Raw genomic sequence first — 13,961 nt, forward strand, 5'->3', positions numbered from 1 at the left:
CGGCGCCCCACGGCTGTTCGCGGATGCGGCGCGCAACGGCGCATCCTTTGACTGCGGTCGCCAGATCCGTCAGCTCACAGCAGGTCGGGTTGTTCGACTTGGCATCGAGGGGGTTCGGTACGCGAAGCCGGCGCGGGGTCGTACAGCTCAACCGGTTTCACTCGGTGCGAAGCGGCATTCTTCCCCAGCCGCACCATGCTGATCAATTGCGTCGCCTATCAAAACGGTAAGAAGCTGGCCTACATCGGCGTCCAGCAGGTCAGCGACTATCTTGAGCGCGCAGACTTTGTCTGGGTCGCCTTGCGCGACGCAAGCGACGGTGAACTCGAGACGATGCAGGAGGATTTCAGACTCCATGAATTGGCCGTGGAGGGTCGTGTTCGGCCGCGACACGGGCAGCGGCGCTCGCCCTGGCGGCGGAATCTGGTCGACGAGATCGCCGCGCGCGGCGCGACATGACCTTGTGCAGATCGCGCTGCCGCCAGTGCCGCGCTCGAGCACCGAGCCGGCTCGCCGGCAAGAGCAGCCTGTGCACTGGCGCGGTGATGCGAAGAGCTGCGAACTGCGCCTTCACCGCGGCAGTCGCAACCCCCGTTGCTCCGAGTGGGGCCTAGCCAACATCGTCATGTCATCCTGCTGGCGGTGATCGCGTGGCGCTGAGCTACGGCCGAGGACCGGCGGTGTTACGGCTGGCGTCACTTATCAGTCGCGCGTCGCGCAGCGTCGCGAGGACCGCGTGCGTGCGCTCCGCGGAGATCGGCGCGCGCTTCCTCCCCCCCAAGTTCAACGCCCGCTCAGCGCTGCTGGTCGGCAGGGACTTTCTCGAAGCCTCCTGAGGCCGACTGATAGTAGCTTTAGGTCGTCACCTAGCCACCTACTCATCTCTAGTGAGCGGGTGGCTCGCGCAGCATTCGATGCATTGCAATGCAACGCAAGGTAAGGAGAAACATGGCCGAATCCACAATCACCGCCAAGGGGCAGACGACTGTCCCGGCTGACGTACGGGCGCTTGTGCATGCCAAGCCGGGCACGCGTCTGGTTTGGTCGGTAACGCCCGACGGCACCATCATCGTTCGAGCCAAGACTAAGTCCGTCTGGACCTTGCCGGCATGCTGAAGGCTCCGAAGGGTAAGCACGTCGCGATCGCAGACATGAACCCCTGGCGCTGATGCCGGCGCTCGATACCAACGTCTTGGGCCGCTACGTCGTGCAGGACGACAAGGTGCAGTTGGCATCTGCCAAGCGTCTCATCCGAAAGTGCGTCAGCGCAGGCCAGACACTGTTCGTGCCGGTGACGGTGACGCTCGAGTTCGAATGGGTGCTGCGCGCCAGCTTCGGATACGCCAAGGACGAGGTGATGCAGGCGCTGTCGAGCCTGTTCTCGGCAGCCGAGCTGACCTTCGAATCGGAGCGCGCCCTCGAAGTGGCGCTGCAGCTGTACCGCAAGGGTTCAGCCGACTTCGCCGACTGTCTGCATATCGCGCTGGTGGCACAGGCTGGCGAGCTGCCCATGTGGACGTTCGACAAGCGCGCTGCCAATGTCAGCGGCGCAGAGTCGCTAGGCCGCTGCCCAAGCTAACGACCGAGCTACAAGCAACGCCTCGGCCAAACTCGATGTGGCGGGCGTCGGCTGGAGCGTTGTGCTCACGCTGCTGGAATGGAAGTAGGCAGAGATGCCTATTCCAACGAATAGCCGGCCGGCAGGCCACCGCCCATCCTCGTCAAGCACCGGGACCCCCATGGACAGGGCTGGAGGCTTCTGGGCATTGGCATTGCCAGTCGAGCCCCGCTTTGACGCCCCGCTCGACAGGGTGCGGGGAAACACCTGAATGCTGTCGCCCGTGATTCGAAATGTGTGCAGCCCGGCAATGGTGGCCTGTCCGCGCATGTTCGAAACCTGGATCTTGCGCACCATCGAGTTGCGAGTGAGGCTCTGCGTGAGCATCAGGATGCCGTCGGCGATGGTGAACACCGGGTCAGCCTCGCTATCGAGGAGGTTGTACTCGCCGATCAGGAAGGTCCTCGCATGCCAGCTCGTCAGGAGGATGGCGAGGTTCTGCACGAAATTCCGCAGGGCGCTTCTCGGGCCCATGGCACCGGCGGTCTGGGCCACCGACCGAAATGAATCGACGAACACGAAGGCGGGCTCGTAGTCTATCCACCTCCGCAACGATCCGGGCCAAGGGGGGGTGGGGGATGGGTGGGATTCACTGCAGCCGACGCAGCGAGCCGGCATCCCGGTCCACCGCTACAAGATCCCCCCCCATACATGGACGGCCCCGGTTTGCCAAGCAATCAGATTGACGACAGCACGAAGGCGGAGATTGCAGCCATACATGCGGCCTGTAATGCAGCTGAATGCCGCTGGCCCTGATGGAATCCGCTGACCGAGCCCTCAACAAGTCCGAGTGCTCGAACGCACGTCGTGGGGGCCAGGGCTACTCGGTCACTCTGACCTGACTTGCCATCATTTGCTTGATCGCCTGTGCAATCGGTGGTGGGAGATTTCCTGTGAAGGTTGGGAGTGTATAAATCAACCGACCCGACTACGCGGCGGCGCGAGCTGCCGTGTAGGGCCTGTTAACGCTACGGGACACCGGCCCTGCGGGTGATCCCAGGAAACAGGCGCCCGCTGCGTTGCAAATGCGTAGCCGGCGCCACGTCTGCGCTTTGCGCCTTTCGGGCGCCTGTTTCCTGGGTCACGCGAGCCCTCCCGTAGCGTTAACAGGCCCTAGTCGGGTCGGAACTCTCTGTCTTGAGCGAGCAGTGCCCAGACAACTCGTGCGTTCTTGTTGGCCAGGCCACTGTGGCACTTCGCTACTCGCTTCAGGTGGGGGCGTTCATTCCATTAAGTCCCCCTCGTGATCGACGGGGCGCGTGGGGGGGAGCGCGGTGGGCCCGCCGGCGATGGGCTGCTTTAGCAAGGGCGTCGCAGCGCGGCGCAGACGCCCGTCACCTTCCCTGCTGCGGCGGCCCTACGACCGACGTGCCGCCAAGCTGACCGACGGCCAGCGACTGGCGCGGCGATCGAGCCGCAGCAGGCAAGCCTAAGCTCTCAGCGACTCGGTCTCTGTCAAGTCGGATGCCCCGGCAATGCGTTCTGAAAACAAGCAGCGCGCGGCTAAAGTGCATTGCATGTGTGTGAACTACTTGGCGGTGGTCGATGACCGGCGCTACGAAGCAGCTTTCGGCGTCAAACCGCCGAGCGAGCAGCTACCCGGCGAACTCCTGCCCAAGTATCGGGGCTCCATCGTGCGCCGCGCGGCCGAGGCTCACGGCTTCGAGCGCGAATCGCTCTCCGGCACCTGGGGTCTGCTGCCCTGGTTCGCCAAGACACCGAAGATTGACTACAACACCGTGAACGCGCGGTCAGACCGTGTCGCCGCCGCGCCGTCGTACAAGGGTCCTTGGGCCCGTGGGCAGCGCTGCATCGTGCCGATGCAGGCCTTCTTCGAGCCGAACTGGGAGAGCGGGGTACACGTCCGCTGGCGCTTCGAGCGCCGCGACGGCGAGCCGCTCGGCGTCGCGGGGTTTTGGGAGCGCTGGCATGCCGGCCAGGCTGACCAAATCCTCTCGTACACCCTGCTGACGGTGAACGCCGACCAGCACCCACTGTTTCGGCGCATGCACCGACCCGAGAAAGAGAAGCGGATGCTGGCCGTGCTCGATCCCGACGACTACGACGCCTGGTTGGAATGCCCGGTCGCCACGGCGGCGACCATGCTCGTGCCCTACCCCGCCGATCGGTTCGTCGACCGAGCCGACCCGAAGCCAAAGACCGAGAAGCGCGCGCCCGCGCGGCAAGAGAACAGAGCTCCCGAGTCAGGCACCTTGTTTTGATGCGTCCGGCTGTTCATCGCACCTGGTACTCGTCGAGCTCGCTCAGCTCACGCTCCACGCGCGGTACCAGGGCAAGCCATTCAGCACCTGTCCGGTCAATCGCCTCCGCGAGCGTGTAGCCGCTGCTGGCCAGCTCCGGCCGGTTCAGCACCAGAGCCACCGCCACTTTTCCCCCGGTCGATTGAACCGACCAAGCATCGAGCCCGCCGCTTCGCGTCGCGCGTCACGGCCGAGAGGCACAGGTGTTCGGGAGCCGCATTGCGATGCGCGGGTCCAGGGCCGGGCTCGTGCCCCAGATGAGGTAGCTCGCCGTGTCGGTGTCGAGCATAGAGCGGCATCAGCGACCGATGTACGCATCTGCGTTTCCTTGCCAGCCCATCCTGCATAGCGGGCGGCTATGCTTACTGTATGAATCAACAGTATCAAGCGAGCATGGTCGCGATATTCAAGCCGGCTGCCTGCCCACCGCGTCTGCTCATTCCCGTAGCCGGCTCCCGCGTTCAGGCGGGCTTTCCCAGCCCTGCGGACGATTACGTCGAAGCCGCCCTCGATCTCAACGAGCTGCTCATCACGCACAAGGCAGCGACCTTTTTTTGGCGAGTCCGGGGCCGCTCGATGGAGGGCGCCGGCATTCTTTCCGAGGACCTTCTGGTGGTCGACCGGGCAGTGACCGCCAGCGACCGCGACATTGTGATCGCAGCTGTCGACGGTGAGTTCACCGTCAAGCGCCTCCGCCGGCGGGGCACGCAGGTTTCGCTCGAGGCCGACGCCCCCGGCTTCGCGCCTATTGTCCTGAAGGAGGGTCAGGAAATGACCGTCTGGGGCGTTGTGGTCGGCTGCGTGCGGCGCTTTCGGTGATGGCCACCTTCGCGCTGGTCGACGTCAACAGCTTTTATTGCTCCTGCGAGCGGGTGTTCGACGTTCGTCTGCAAGACGTGCCCGTCGTCGTCCTGAGCAACAACGACGGCTGCGTCATCGCGCGCACCAGTGAAGCCAAAGCGCTCGGCATCAAGATGGGCGAGCCGTGGTTCAAGGTGCGCGACATGGCACAACGCGGCGGCGTCAAGGCCTATAGCTCTAACTACGCGCTGTACGCCGACATGAGCCAGCGGTGCATGACCGTGCTGTCGCAGTTCGCGTCGAGCGTCGAGGTGTACTCGATCGACGAAAGCTTCCTGGCCCTCGACGGCCACGACCCGGCCCGCTTGGCGAGCCTGGGCGGCGAGATCCGCGCGCGCGTGCTGCAGTGGACCGGCCTGCCGGTCGGCGTCGGCATCGCCAGCACCAAGACGCTGGCCAAGTTCGCTAACCACTTGGCCAAGAAGCACCCTGCCTTCACACCCGCCGGCGTCTGCAACCTGATCGACGTGCCGCCGGCACGTCTCGACAAGCTGCTGGCCGCCACGTCGACCGAAGACATCTGGGGCGTCGGCCGGCGCTTGAGCGCCAGGCTGGCCGCCCAGGGCATCGAGGACGCGCTTGCCTTGCGTGATGCGCCCGCGGATCAGATTCGTACGCGGTACTCGGTGGTGCTTGAACGCACGATCCTCGAAATGCGCGGCGTCTCTTGCTTGGCGCTCGAGGAAGTCATGCCCGACCGCAAGGAAATCGTCGTCAGCCGTTCGTTCGGCCGGCCGGTCGTCGAGCTGCACGAGCTGCGCGAGGCGGTTGCCTCGTATGCGACGCGGGCCAGCGAGAAGCTGCGCCGCCAGGCCGGCGCCGCCGGCGGCGTCAGCGTGTTCCTCCACACCAACTTGTTCAACGACGATCCCCGCTACAGCGCGTCGACGGCCGTGCAGCTCGTCGAACCCAGCGCCGACATGCGCGAGCTCGTCGGCGCCGCCTGCGCTGCCCTGCAGCGTCTGTTCCGGCCCGGCTACCGCTATGCCAAAGCAGGCGTGATGCTGCTCGACCTCGCGCCGGCGGCCATCCGGCAAGAAACGCTGTGGTCGCCCTCGCTTTCGCGCGACCCGGCTGCACTGATGCGGGCGGTCGATGGGATCAACAAACGGATGGGGCGCGGCACCCTGCGCACCGCTGCAGCGGGGCAGCGGCGCGCCTGGTCGATGCGCCGCCAACGACTGTCGCCGTGCTACACCACACGCTGGCAGGACGTGCCCATGGCACGGGCGTAGCGGTGGGTCTCGGCGCCATTTCGCGCCCGCGAAACTTCCAACCAACTTGCAGAGCAAGTAAGCAACGATGCTGCTTTTGCAGGCGCTGTGGGCTGATGCGGAGCGGGTCGACGGCATTCGGCGGCACCATGCGCACGCGTTGCGCGAGCCTTGCGGGCGGCTTACGAATCGAACTCAGCGGGCACCTGAAATTTGCCTGTCTTTCCCCCGAAATCTTGCTGTGGGCACGTCCGTTGCTGCCATTCGACAGCCAATCCTCTCACGCTCTTCTCCCTTCGCGTTCACTCGCTTTGTCTTGGTTGGTGCCCGGCAGCTTTAGCAGAGCGACAACAAAAGAGCTCGTTTTTTGCGCCAGAACCTGAGCTTCGGTGATTAAGTTCGCACCTCTGTCGGGGAGCCGCATGATCAGCAGTCTGGTCGAGATCTTGCTGCCGCTCGTTGCACGGCATGTGACGCGGGGTTAAGCATGCGGGCTCCCGATCCTGATCCCCCTCCCAATCCGGAACATGCTCCGGCGGAGGTCCGGATCGGTGCGTTGTTATGCCAACTGAAAAACATCGAGCAGCAGATCGCCGCCCTGACGGCCGGTCAAGTGGACGCGGTGGTCCGCCCGGCCGGGCAGCCCGACTTGTTGCACCAGGCCGAGGACCGGCTGCAACCAAGCGAGAGCGAACAGCGCAATTCGGCCGCCAGCCAGACTGCGTTGCTGGATGCGCTGCCGGCCCAGGTGGTGCTGCTCGACGCGCATGGCACGATCGTTTCGGTCAACCGCTCTTGGCAGCGCTTCGCCGTTGCCAATGGCATGCCATCCGGCGAATTCGGCGTGGGCCAGAACTATCTGGCGGTGTGCGACGCTGTCATCGGGGCGGAAGAGGACGACGCCAGGCGGGCCGCCGAAGGTATTCGCACGGTGCTGAGCGGATGCGCTGGCAGCTTCGAACTCGAATATCCCTGTGATTCGGCGACCGAGCCGCGCTGGTTCCGCATGACGGTCACCCCCTTGGCGCTCCACGATGGCGGTGCCGTCGTCATGCATGTCGACATAAGCAAGCACCGCCGGGCCGAGCTGGAGCGCGACCGCGAACGACACCTGCTGCGCACGGTGATCGATGCGCTCTCGGACGTCTTCTACACGACCGACGCCGCCGGCCGCTTTGAGGTCTGCAACACGGCCACGCTCGCGGTCTGCCGTCTGGGCAGCAAGGAGCAGCTGATCGGCAAGACGGTGTTCGACATCTTCCCGCCCGAAGTGGCAGCGCGATACCGCGCGGATGACCTGCGCGTGCTGGCCGGCGACGCAGTCTGGAACCGAGAAGAGCTCAGCCTCGACGACGGCGGCGCCCCGCTGTGGTACCTGACGACCAAGGTGGCGCTGCACGATGCCACCGGCCGCACGATCGGCCTTGCGAGCACCAGCCGGGACATCACGCAGCAAAAACGCGCACAGGAGCAGACGCGCCAGCTCGCCGAGCGCTTCAGCAGCATGCTGGAGGATCTGTCGGACGGCTTCTGTACGCTCGATCGCAGCTGGCGAATCACCTATGCGAACCGCCAGGCCGCGAGCCTACTGGGCCGACCGCGCGAGACATTGGTCGGTACGCTGCTGTGGGAGCTGATTGCGCAACTCGCCGCCAGCCCGTTCGGTGCCGTGCTGCGGCAATCCATGGCGGACCGCACGCCGGTGGAGTGGATCGGGCGCTTCGATCCGCTCGACCGCTGGTACGAACTGCGTGCGCATCCTTCGGGCCAGGGACTGGCGGTCTATCTGCGCGACGTGAGCGAGCCGCACCGGCTGGCGGCGCAGCTCGATGCAGAGCACGCTCGCCTGCTCACGACCCAATCGGTGGCCAAGCTGGGCAGCTGGGACAGCGACCTCGCCACAGGAACGGTGGTCTGGTCGGACGAGATGCACCGCATCTTCCAGACCGACCCGTTGCAGTTCAGGCCCAGCCACCTACTGTTCCTCGATCGCTTGCACCCCGATGACCGGGAGGCCGTCGACGCCGCATTTCGACAGTCATTCGAGCAACAAACGCAGCAAGTGATCGAGCACCGAGTGTTGCTGCCTGGCGGCAAGGTGAAGACGGTCGAAGAGCGCTGGCAGGTTTTGCTAGACGAGCGCGGCATGCCGGTGCGCGCGCTGGGCTCCTGCCAAGACATCAGCGAGCGCAAAGAGGCCGAGCAGACCAGTCGAGCGCTGGCCGACCGCCTGCATACCACGCTTGAGAGCATCACCGACGGCTTCTTCACGCTCGACCGCAGCTGGTGCTTCGACTACCTCAACGGCCGCGCCGAGCAGTTGCTTGGCCGCAGCCGCGACGCGCTGCTGGGCCGCCACATCTGGAAGGAGTTTCCGGCCGCCGTGGGCGGTGTCGCGCAACGCGCCTACGAGCGAGCAATGACCGAGCAGGTGTCGGTCAGCTTCGAGGACCATTACGCGCCCTTGGGCATTTGGTACGGGGGGACCGCCTTTCCGTCGGCCCAGGGCCTGGCGGTGTACTTCCGCGACATCACGGCGAGTCGGCGCAACAGCGAGCAGATGCGGTTGCTCGAGACCTGCATCGCGCAGCTCAACGACATCGTGCTGATCACCGAAGTCGCACCGCTGGACGAGCCGGGCCCGCGCATCCGGTTCGTCAATCACGCCTTCGTGCGCATCACCGGTTACACGAGCGACGAGGTGCTGGGCCGCAGCCCGCGCCTGCTGCAGGGCCCGCTGACCGATCGCGCCGAGCTCGACCGCGTGCGCGCCGCGCTCACGTGCCGCGAGCCGGTGCACTCCGAGCTGGTGAACTACAGCAAGGCCGGTCTGCCCTACTGGATCGAGCTCGACATCGTGCCGGTCGGCATGGGCGGCGAGGACATCACGCACTTCGTAGCGGTCGAGCGCGACATCACCGAACGCAAGCGCAACGAGGACGCGCTGCGCGAGCTCAACGCCGAACTGGAGTCGCGCGTGCGCACCCGCACCCATGAACTCAGGCTCGCGCGCGACGAGGCGCAGCAGGCCAACCAGGCCAAGTCGTCCTTCCTCGCGACGATGAGCCACGAGATCCGCACGCCCATGAACGGCGTGATCGGCATGATTGACGTTCTGCACCAGACCAGCCTGCGCGGCTACCAGGTCGAGATGGTCGACCTGATCCGCGACTCGGCGTTCTCGCTCCTCAAGATCATCGAGGACATCCTCGACTTCTCCAAGATCGAGGCGGGTCGACTTCAAGTCGAGCGCGAGCCGCTGGACTTGGCCGATCTGGTCGAGAAGGTGTGCAGCATGCAGGATCACAACGCCCTTAACCGCGGCGTGCAATTGGAGGTGTTCGTCGATCCGGCGCTGCCGCCGACGCTGCTCGGCGACGAGACCCGCATCCGCCAGGTGCTAGTCAACCTGACCGGCAACGCGGTCAAGTTCACGGCCGGCCGTGAACAGCCGGGGCGGGTTGCGGTGCGGGCGCTGCGGGTCGAGCGGCAATCGCGCACCGTGACGGTAGACCTGGTAGTGTCCGACAACGGCATCGGCATCGACGAGGCGACGCTCGCGCGATTGTTCACCCCGTTCTCGCAGGCCGACGCCTCGACCACCCGGCGCTTCGGCGGTACCGGTCTGGGCCTCGCGATCTCCAGCATGCTGGTGCGCCTGATGGGCGGCGATATCTCGGTGCGCAGCATGCCCGGCCAGGGCTCAGTGTTCACCGTGCGGCTGAGCTTCGAGGAGACCGAAGGTATCGCCTGTAATGTCCCCATCGACCAGCCGGCAGCCGGCATGCGCTGCCGCGTGATCGGCGCCGAGCGGCCGCTGGCCGACGACATCGGCGCCTACCTGATGCACGGCGGGGCGCAGGTGGAGCATTCGCTGGACCTGGCCGCCGCAGCCGCAGCCGCGGCCGAGCCGGCGCCCGGCCAGTGGATTTGGATCATCTTGCCGGGCCAATCCGTGCCGCCGGTGGCCGAACTGCGCGCCATGGCGCCCGGCGCTCCTGCGGCCGACACCCGCTTCATCGTGCTTGGTCGCGGAAAGCGCCGCCGGCCGCGCGTCGAGGCAGTCGACCTGGTGAGCATCGATGCCGGCCCGCTTCTGCGCCGCATGCTGTTTCAGCTGCTCGCGCTGGCCTGCGGCCGGGTGAGCGAAGAAGTGCCGGCCGAGGCCCAGGCGCTGCCTCCTACCCGGCTGCCCGTGCCCTCGCGCGACGAGGCGCGACGGCTGGGACGGCTCGTCCTGGTCGCCGAGGACAACGACACAAATCGCAAGGTGATTCAGCGGCAACTGCAATTGATCGGTGTGGCGGCCGAGTTGGCGGTGAATGGTCGCGAGGCGCTGGAACGTTGGCGCAGCGGCGATTTCGCTCTGCTGCTGACCGACCTGCACATGCCCGAGATGGACGGCTATGCGCTGGCATCGGCGATCCGGACCGAAGAGCGTAGCGGGCGCCGCACGCCGATCATCGCGCTGACCGCCAACGCGCTGCGCGACGAGGAATTGCGCTGCCGCGCCGCCGGGATGGACGTTTACCTGACCAAGCCGGTCCGGCTGCTCCAGTTGCGTGCGGCGATCGAGGATTGGCTCGGCCCTGCACCGCAGCTGCAGTCGCTCGCGGACCTGCGGCGCACTGACCTGGCCCCGGCCCCGCCGGTCGATCTGGCCGTGCTGGAGGCCCTGGTCGGTGACGACCCGGCCGTGCTCGACGAGGTGCTGCAAGCCTTCCGCACGAGCGCCATGCAGTCGAGCGACGAGTTGCGCCGCGGGGTGGCGTCCGGGTCCGTCCATGCGATGGCCCAAGCCGCCCACAAGCTCAAATCCGCCGCACGTTCGATCGGCGCACTGAGCCTGGGTGAGCTGTGTGCCGAAATCGAGACGGCGACCGAGGCGGGCCGCTCGGAGGGACTCGCGGCCTTGCTGCTGCGCTTCGAAGCCGAACTGACGGCGGTGTACCGCTTCCTCGAGGCACGCGCTGGCGTCCAAGGTTCGAAGTGACCGGCGTTCGCCGCCCTGCTCGGCTCTTGCGAGGCACCGCGCACACTTAGCATCTTGTCGACCTGATGTGACCCCTCGCCAAGGAGACATGAAGTCATGTGGTCCACCGACATCGACCCCGCCAGTGAGCTCGGACAGTTCGGCCTCACCGCTCCGACGCCGCTTGACCTCGAGCTGGCGTTGGAAAGCGAGCGCAGCAGCGGACGCGGCCAGCCGGGCATCCTGCTCCTGGACGACGACCCGTTCATGCTCGGCATGCAATCGCGCATGCTGCGCAACATGGGCTACCTCAAAATCAGCACCGCCGGCAGCGCGGAGGCCGCGTTGATGCTGTTGCAGCAACAGGTGCCCCACCACGTCGACGTGATCGTCTGCGACCTGAACATGCCCGGCGTGGACGGCATCGAGTTCCTGCAGCGGTTGAACCGGGGCAGCTTTCGCGGCAACGTGATCCTGCTCAGCGGCGAGGGCGCCCGCATCATGCACACCGTGCAAAAGCTGCTTGACGGCAGCCGCCTGGTGATCCTGGGCGCGCTGGAAAAGCCGGCCGAGCGAGGCGCGCTGCGCGCGCTGCTCGACTGCTGGCAGCCGCCGGTCCCCACGGTGCCGCAGCGCCCTGTGGCGACCTACACCCGTGAAGACCTCCATGTCGCCCAATCGGAGCGACAGTGGGTACTGCACTACCAGCCAAAAGTCGATGTTTGCAGCGGCGCGCTCACCGGCATGGAGGCGCTGGTGCGGTGGATGCACCCGCAGCACGGGCTGGTGCCGCCGGACCGCTTCATCGCGCTGGCCGAGGGATGCGGCGCGATCGACGCCCTGACCGACTGGGTGCTGCAGCAGGCGATGAACCAGGTCGCCAGCTGGCAGCGCGACGGTTTGAAGATCCAGGTGGCGGTCAACGTGTCGATGGAGAGCCTGCGCACGCCGCATTTCGCGCGACGGGTTGGCGAGCTGGCGCAACACTCCTGCGCCGCGCCGCAGGACGTGATTCTGGAGATCACAGAGAGCCGGCTGATGTCTTCCTCGCCTGCGCCGCTGGAAAACCTGGTACGGCTGCGGATGCAGCGCTTCGGGCTGTCGATCGACGATTTCGGCACCGGCCACTCTTCGCTGACTCAGCTGCGCGACGTGCCATTCACCGAGTTGAAGGTCGACCGCGGTTTCGTGCAGGGCGCTCGCAACAACCAGATCATCCGGCCGATGCTCGAGGGCAGCATCGGACTCGCCAAGCGGCTGGGCATGAAGTCGGTTGCCGAGGGGGTCGAGACCGTGGACGACTGGCGCCTGCTGCGCGAGATCGGTTGCGACTTTGCCCAGGGCTGGTTCATCGGCCGCCCGATGGCGAGCGAGCAGATTCCCGCTTGGTTGGAGCAGTGGCAGAGCCGGGCACCGTCGTTGGTGGACGCATGAAGCCTCACCCGTCGTCGGCGAGGGTGATGGTCGCGACCGACAACGCGGACGATGCCGACCAGATTCTGCGTCAGCTAGAAGGTGAGTTCGAGCAGGTGCGTGCGTCGACACATCCGGACCGGGTCGTGTCGGACTTCGAGGACTTCAAGCCGGACGTGCTGATGCTCGCCTTCGACAGCCTGGAGAAATCGCAGCGCTACTACCTGGGCCTGTACCGGCTTGGACATTCGGTCCACGAGCACCCACACCGCACCGTGATTCTGTGCAGCAAGGACGAAGTACGCGCCGCATTCGAATTGTGCAAGAAGGATTACTTCGACGACTACGTACTCTACTGGCCGCACACCCACGACGGTCCGCGTCTGGCGATGAGCGTGTGGAGCGCGTGCCGCGAGATGATGGTGCTCAGGTCGTCATCGCCGAGCACCAAGGAATTGCTAACGCATGCGCGGCATCTCAGTGAGCTAGAACTGTCGCTCGAGCGCCAGCTCGCCGACGGTGAACACAACATTGCCAATGCTCACCGCTCGATGTCGCAGGCCGAGTACGACATCGCTGGCGCGATCGACGAGTTCTCCAGCCGACTGGTCGAAGGCGGATCGTCCAGTGGGGTGCACGTGAAAGATGCAGGTGCCCTGGCGATGGAGATCGAGCGCCTCAAACGGCAGCAGATTGCGCAAGCGCGCAAGGTCGGTGCATCCAGCGTCGATTCGATGAACGCCTGGGCGAAGACTTTCAAGGCGGTGATCGAGCCGGCCCTGGCAGGCACTCGCTTGCTGGGCGAGACGGTGAGCAAGATCAGGCCGATCGTGATGGTGGTCGACGACGATGCGCTTGTCCGGGAGCTGATCCGGCACGCGCTGAATCCGCAGGACTACGAGATGCTGGCAGTCAGCGACGGCGCCGAGGCGCTCAGCCAGCTGCGTAAGGTGCGCCCTGACGTGCTGCTGGTCGACGTTCGCATGCCGGGGCTGGACGGGGTCACACTTACGCGGCGACTGAAGGCCGCACCGCACCTAGCAGAACTTCCCATCATCATGATGACAGGCGACGCGCGACGCGAAACGTTAGTCAGCAGTATCGAGGCGGGGGCCGCGGCCTTTGTCGTCAAGCCGTTCACACGTGAGGCGTTGATGGCCAAGCTGGAGACGGTGCTGGCCGGCGCGTCGGTCGCGCGCTGATCGCCGGCGACAACACTGAGCGCGAGCTCGTATTACTTCACCGAAGAACCAGCCGCGTCTGCGTATGTCGGCAGTTCACCGCATACCGACCATTGCGGTTGTCAACCGTGCGTCGCGGCGACCGACCGGTACGCGTCCGATCCGTGAATTCGATGGGCGAAGTTGACCGGCCGGACGGCTGCATTACAGCCCTTGCCGGCGCGAGCGCCACCGGCAGCAGTGGGTCGGCTACCTCGAAGCCACCACAGAGCGACCTTGCTCACCATCGATCTCGCTCAGCGCGGCAGTGACGTGAGCCGGCTCGCAAGCGTGATGCAGCAGGTCATTCGACTGGCCGAAATAACGGATACCAATCCGAAGACCCGGATGGCCTCGCTGTTGGCCGAACGCGCTCGCATCGACGCGTATATCGAAGCGCTC

12 protein-coding genes are annotated in these 13,961 nt (G+C 65.7%); 10 read left to right on the forward strand and 2 right to left on the reverse strand.

Annotated features, from left to right (window positions below; genetic code table 11):
- Positions 1-195 precede the first annotated feature (195 nt).
- The 3 genes from H0W40_RS10225 to H0W40_RS10235 all read left to right on the forward strand — a co-directional run bounded on the left by H0W40_RS10225 (position 196) and on the right by H0W40_RS10235 (position 1,579).
- A complete protein-coding gene (locus H0W40_RS10225; RefSeq protein ID WP_367153792.1) occupies positions 196-459 on the forward strand; it encodes a hypothetical protein in 264 nt (87 codons plus the stop codon).
- A gap of 489 nt (positions 460-948) precedes the next feature.
- Positions 949-1,116, forward strand: coding sequence for a type II toxin-antitoxin system PrlF family antitoxin (locus H0W40_RS10230; RefSeq protein WP_292445843.1), 168 nt, complete (start codon positions 949-951; stop codon positions 1,114-1,116).
- Positions 1,117-1,168: 52 nt separating this feature from the next.
- Positions 1,169-1,579, forward strand: coding sequence for a PIN domain-containing protein (locus tag H0W40_RS10235; RefSeq protein WP_292445845.1), 411 nt, complete (start codon positions 1,169-1,171; stop codon positions 1,577-1,579).
- Here H0W40_RS10235 and H0W40_RS10240 read toward each other — a convergent pair.
- The gene (locus H0W40_RS10240; protein ID WP_292445846.1) at positions 1,559-2,137 is read right to left on the reverse strand and encodes an ATPase domain-containing protein; all 579 of its coding nucleotides are present in this window, start codon (positions 2,135-2,137) and stop codon (positions 1,559-1,561) included. The genes H0W40_RS10235 and H0W40_RS10240 overlap by 21 nt on opposite strands.
- Positions 2,138-3,135: 998 nt before the next feature.
- On the opposite strand from H0W40_RS10240, the gene H0W40_RS10245 reads away from it, so the two are divergent.
- The gene (locus H0W40_RS10245; RefSeq protein ID WP_292445847.1) at positions 3,136-3,840 is read left to right on the forward strand and encodes an SOS response-associated peptidase; all 705 of its coding nucleotides are present in this window, start codon (positions 3,136-3,138) and stop codon (positions 3,838-3,840) included.
- 13 nt (positions 3,841-3,853) lie between these two features.
- Here H0W40_RS10245 and H0W40_RS10250 read toward each other — a convergent pair whose 3' ends face one another.
- Positions 3,854-4,000: a hypothetical protein gene (locus tag H0W40_RS10250; protein WP_292445848.1), complete on the reverse strand. Its 147-nt coding sequence runs from the start codon at positions 3,998-4,000 to the stop codon at positions 3,854-3,856.
- A 272-nt stretch (positions 4,001-4,272) separates the two neighbouring features.
- On the opposite strand from H0W40_RS10250, the gene H0W40_RS10255 reads away from it, so the two are divergent.
- The 6 genes from H0W40_RS10255 to H0W40_RS20035 form a co-directional block, all read left to right on the forward strand.
- Positions 4,273-4,698, forward strand: coding sequence for a LexA family transcriptional regulator (locus H0W40_RS10255; RefSeq protein ID WP_292445849.1), 426 nt, complete (start codon positions 4,273-4,275; stop codon positions 4,696-4,698).
- Entirely contained in the window at positions 4,698-5,975 is a 1,278-nt protein-coding gene (locus H0W40_RS10260) for a Y-family DNA polymerase (protein ID WP_292445855.1), read from the forward strand. The genes H0W40_RS10255 and H0W40_RS10260 overlap by 1 nt, the downstream gene beginning before the upstream one ends.
- A 535-nt stretch (positions 5,976-6,510) precedes the next feature.
- Positions 6,511-10,947, forward strand: a complete 4,437-nt coding sequence (locus tag H0W40_RS10265; protein ID WP_292445850.1) for a PAS domain-containing protein — start codon at positions 6,511-6,513, stop codon at positions 10,945-10,947.
- Positions 10,948-11,043: 96 nt separating this feature from the next.
- A complete protein-coding gene (locus H0W40_RS10270; protein WP_292445851.1) occupies positions 11,044-12,360 on the forward strand; it encodes an EAL domain-containing response regulator in 1,317 nt (438 codons plus the stop codon).
- A gap of 26 nt (positions 12,361-12,386) precedes the next feature.
- Positions 12,387-13,541 carry a response regulator gene (locus tag H0W40_RS10275; protein WP_292445853.1) on the forward strand — a complete coding sequence of 385 codons (1,155 nt, stop codon included), beginning with the start codon at positions 12,387-12,389 and terminating at the stop codon, positions 13,539-13,541.
- Between the two features lie 291 nt (positions 13,542-13,832).
- Positions 13,833-13,961: DUF3375 family protein (locus H0W40_RS20035; RefSeq protein ID WP_367153793.1), on the forward strand; the 129-nt coding region annotated here is incomplete at its 3' end.

Origin of the sequence: Methylibium sp. (genome assembly GCF_013817345.1) — a bacterium.
In the GTDB taxonomy this organism is placed as follows: domain Bacteria; phylum Pseudomonadota; class Gammaproteobacteria; order Burkholderiales; family Burkholderiaceae_C; genus Methylibium.